Annotated in this window: 1 protein-coding gene and 1 pseudogene; both read right to left on the bottom strand. The window is 48.4% G+C overall.

Annotated elements, in window-relative coordinates:
- Positions 1-652, bottom strand: a pseudogene (locus R7Q48_RS24090) (sensor histidine kinase); the annotation flags it as partial.
- A gap of 24 nt (positions 653-676) precedes the next feature.
- Positions 677-1,408, bottom strand: a complete 732-nt coding sequence (locus R7Q48_RS24085) for a response regulator transcription factor (protein WP_318132590.1) — start codon at positions 1,406-1,408, stop codon at positions 677-679.
- Positions 1,409-1,522: the final 114 nt, after the last annotated feature.

Here is a 1,522-nt window from a genome sequence, read left to right as displayed (position 1 = left end):
GAAAGTCGTGTTCGGCTTGTTTTTGCAGTTGATCGGTCACACGTTCAATCGGGTTTAACAAGCTGCGCTTAACCAAGACATATGAGCCAAAAGCGAAACCTAAAATCGAAATAAGCACTAAACCCGCAAGCGCCAAGTACGGCGAATCCACTTGAGCATTGGCAATGGCCGTATGACGAGAACTCCCGATCACCACGTACAAATAACCAATGGTTGAGCCAAGCTCCTCTATCGCTGCGACAGAAAAGACTTTGTGTTCATCACGATTACGCGGGTCATCGCCTAGAACCGGGAAAGGTTCACCACTGAGAAACTGACGAATAGGAGCCAGATTCACCGCTCCCATCAATTCCGTCCCTTCTGGCGCAGCGTGCGTAGTAATGTTGCCTTGGCCATCAAGAAAATAGATTTCGAAATCCGGTCCTATCAACATGAGGGTGTGGAAAATCGACTTAAGCGCTTTGGGATTGTAGTCCGTACCAATCATGAGCGGATTGTCATCCCGCATGTGACTGGCTAGATCTTGATGCAAGCTTTGCTTGGTACGAAGCTCAATGGTTTCTTTTTGCCAATTGTAAGTCAGCGCAATGGCCGCCATCGCCAAACAAAACCAAACCGTGGTGAATACCACCAAACGAGATTTGAAGCTCATCCTATCGCCTCCTCACACCGCCTATTATGGGCGCGGCTGAAATTTGTACCCAACACCCCAAACCGTTTGAATAAAATGATGCTCTGAGTCCGACAACGACAGCTTGCTGCGCAAGCGATTAATGGTGCTACAAACCGTGTGATGATACCCAGTATGATTGGTGTTCCAGACATGATCCAACAGCTCGTCCTTACTGTAGACTCGACCGGGACGAGTGGCGAGAAACTGTAGCAAGGTAAATTCGGTTGCCGTCAGAGCGACGTCTTTATCGTTGAGCGAAACCTGATGCAATTGGGGAATGATCTTCAAGTCACCAAAGTTAAGTGCCCCATCTTCTGCTTTTTCTGGAGTCGGCTTTTCAGCGACTTGATTAACGCGCCGAAGTACATTTCTCACCCGAGCTTGAAACTCTAAAACACTAAACGGCTTTGTGATGTAATCGTCGACATCAGCTTCCAATCCATCCACTTTATCCATCTCACCGTCTCTTGCAGTCAACACCAAAACTGGCGTCCAATCTTGCCGTTGACGCAAGTGATGGCAGATATCTAAACCATCACCATCGGGTAAACCTCTGTCGAGGATCACCAAATCAAACGACTGCTGCTGATAAGTATTCCTGCCCGCAGCAACGCTCGATTCTCGACTGACTTGATGCCCCTGAAACTCGAGACGCATTTGAACCAGTTCGGCCAAGTCATCATCGTCTTCAATCAACAATATGTTCGCCACCACGTTGGTTGTATGCCGTTCCATGATCCTTTCCTTGCCTGGGAGACGCCTCATTCTGCAAATGACCGGAACGGGGCCGTATTTCTTTCAACAAGGTCAGCTTCACACAAGGTCAGAAAGTGCTCTGGTGGTGGAATG

It is taken from the genome of Vibrio sp. 378 (assembly GCF_033339435.1).
Note: the sequence above shows the minus strand (reverse complement) of the source record. Positions and strands in the feature narration are given on the sequence as shown.

What these genes read in the sequence shown, in the direction of transcription:
- R7Q48_RS24085 (WP_318132590.1), bottom strand. Translation starts at nt 1,408, where the DNA reads ATGGAACGGCATACAACCAACGTGGTGGCGAACATATTGTTGATTGAA.